Origin of the sequence: Chitinophaga sp., from assembly GCF_036569125.1 — a bacterium.
GTDB lineage: Bacteria > Bacteroidota > Bacteroidia > Chitinophagales > Chitinophagaceae > Chitinophaga.
Genome location: NZ_DATCRF010000535.1, coordinates 1 through 2,669 on the forward strand (window position 1 = coordinate 1; position 2,669 = coordinate 2,669).

At 46.5% G+C, this 2,669-nt stretch carries 3 protein-coding genes; all 3 read right to left on the reverse strand.

Annotated elements, in window-relative coordinates:
- The coding region (locus VIM87_RS20100) for an oligosaccharide flippase family protein (protein ID WP_331998734.1) at window positions 1–577 on the reverse strand (577 nt) is incomplete at its 3' end.
- A 36-nt stretch (window positions 578–613) separates the two neighbouring features.
- The gene (locus VIM87_RS20105) at window positions 614–1,933 is read right to left on the reverse strand and encodes a nucleotide sugar dehydrogenase (RefSeq protein WP_331998735.1); all 1,320 of its coding nucleotides are present in this window, start codon (window positions 1,931–1,933) and stop codon (window positions 614–616) included.
- Window positions 1,934–1,955: 22 nt separating this feature from the next.
- The coding region (locus tag VIM87_RS20110) for a CpsD/CapB family tyrosine-protein kinase (RefSeq protein WP_331998736.1) at window positions 1,956–2,669 on the reverse strand (714 nt) is incomplete at its 5' end.

Consider the following 2,669-nt stretch of genomic DNA (forward strand, 5'->3'; position numbering starts at 1 on the left):
AATTAATACCAGTAGCCAGCAGGTTAACCCGCGCCATGTTCTTAAACGCCTCAAAGCCTGCCAGGGTGCCATTTTGCGTGCCATTAATTGCATTCAGCATAATGGCCAGTGCACTCAGCTTTAACTCATCGCTTAAATAAGACGCATGTAACGACTGTTCTGCCAGCTGGTCAGAAAAGAGGAACATAAGCCCTCCCACCGTAATGCCAAAGATCCAGGAGAGGCCGGAGGCAAGCTTAATGATCCTGCCGGCCTTTATTTTATCAGTTACTTTATTTTCAGCCACGTACCGAGTAGTAGTAAGTCCCAGGCTAAAACTGGAAAAAATAACAAACATGTCTATTGTAGACCGCACCATTCCCAGCTCACCAAAACCTTCTTTATTCAGAATGCGTGCTACGATAATGGAAGTAAAAAAAATAAGTCCCCTATATACTACTGTGCTGAAAAAAGTCCAGGCAATACCCCTGGATATTTTTTTTGCAAGGTCCGATCTGTAAACCTTTCCAATGATCTCCTGCCAGTTCCTGGGGATCAGCGGGGCCAGTTTATTCCTGATTGCGTTCATATAATACATCTGCCGCTGCTTTGCTTATACACTCTTTTACTGCTACTATAACCTTGCATCCACCAGCCGCCGGTCCAGGCAGGCCTTTGTATCAAATATTACCCCGTTATTACGTTTCACCTTTTCATAATCAAAATTCAGGAACTCGTTATGCGCCACGGCTACTACAATGGCATCATACACGGTATTGCAATCCAGCTTGCTCAACACATCTAAGCCATATTCATGTTTTACCTCAGCAGCATCTGCCCAGGGATCATAAATATCTACCTGCAGGCCAAACTGCTTCAGCTCATAAAAGATGTCCACTACCCTGGTATTGCGTACATCCGGACAGTTCTCCTTAAAGGTGATGCCCATGATCAGCGCCCGGGAGCCCTTTATTTTATGATCTTTTTCAATCATCAGCTTTACCACCTTATTGGCTACAAAGTGCCCTACATGATCGTTTACTCTTCTGCCGGAAAGTATTACCTGCGGGTTATAGCCCAGGGCTTCCGCCTTATGCGCCAGGTAATAAGGATCCACACCTATGCAATGGCCGCCTACCAGGCCTGGCTTGTATTTCAGAAAGTTCCATTTGGTGCCGGCAGCTTCGATCACATCATTGGTATCAATACCAATACGGTCAAAGATCAGCGCCAGCTCATTTACAAAAGAGATATTCAGATCCCGCTGGGCATTTTCAATGGCTTTGGATGCTTCGGCCACTTTTATGCTGGATGCCTTGTGCGTGCCTGCTTCAATAACGGAAGCATACAGCCCATCCACCCGGCAGGCTATATCCGGCGTGGAGCCGCTGGTTACCTTTTTTATTTTCGTAAGGGTATTGATCTTATCGCCCGGGTTAATGCGCTCGGGCGAGTAGCCCACAAAAAAATCCTTATTGAATTTTAAGCCGGATACTTTTTCCAGCGCGGGTATACATTCCTCTTCCGTACACCCGGGGTATACAGTAGATTCATAGATAACAATATCACCTGTTTTAAGGATGGAGCCCAGCATTTCAGATGCCTTTAACAAAGGCCGCAGATCCGGCGCCTTGAACTGGTCAATGGGTGTAGGCACGGTAACAATAAAGGTATTATAGCGGCTAAGATCATTCTTATCAAAAGACAAGGTTAGCCCTACCTGTTTTTTCCCTTCATGCTTTAATGCCAGCACTTTTTTGAGATCGGTTATGCTGGCTTCCTGTGTGCGGTCCTTCCCCTTCTGCAGCTCCTCTACCCGGTCCTGGTTAATATCAAAGCCCAGTGTATCATATTTTTTGGCAAACTCCAAAGCCAGCGGCAAACCAACGTATCCCAGGCCTATAATGGCGATCCTGGCGTTCTCCACCCTGTTTAATTTCCCGTTGTTATTCATATTATAAGGAGGTATTTTATTATTATTTCCGCACCAGCGTATTCCTTATTCTCGTGAATACATTCACGGTGCCTGTTTCCTCGTAACCATAACCATATCCGTAACCATAGCCATATCCATAACCATAACCATCCTTTGCTTTTATATCATTCACCACTAAGTTTATCTTAGGCAGCTTCCGCTGTTGGTATAATTCTTTGATCAGCTGCACCTGCTGTTTAAATGTGTAACCCTGCCTTACCAGGTAAAGTGTTGCATCTGCAAAACGCCCCAGGATCTGTGCATCGGTCACCAGGCCAATGGGCGCTGTATCTATGATCACGTAGTCAAACTGCTCTTTCAGCTCCGCAAAAAGCTGTTCTGTGCGTTCCAGCAGCAGCAGCTCTACCGGGTTAGGCGGAATTGGCCCGGAAGGTATTAACCAGAAATTGTCATGGATACCGGAAGGTTTTATCAGCTCATCCAACGATACCTTTCCAATAGCATAGGTGCTGAACCCAAGCTGGTTGGGAAGCCCCAGCATCTGGGATATTTTAGGCTTGCGCAGGTCCATCTCCATTAATACCACGCTTTTGCCCGACAGGGCCAGCACAGCCGCCAGGTTGGTAGCTACAAAGGATTTACCTTCCCCGCTCATGCTGGACGTAAGCAGGATCACTTTCTCTTTTTTACCGGAGAGTATGAACTGCAGATTGGTGCGCATAGCCCTGAACTGCTCTGCAACCGGGCTGCGGGA

Bases quoted from the DNA above. Each gene is read 5' to 3' on its own strand.
- VIM87_RS20105 (WP_331998735.1), bottom strand. From the start codon at position 1,933: ATGAATAACAACGGGAAATTAAACAGGGTGGAGAACGCCAGGATCGCC.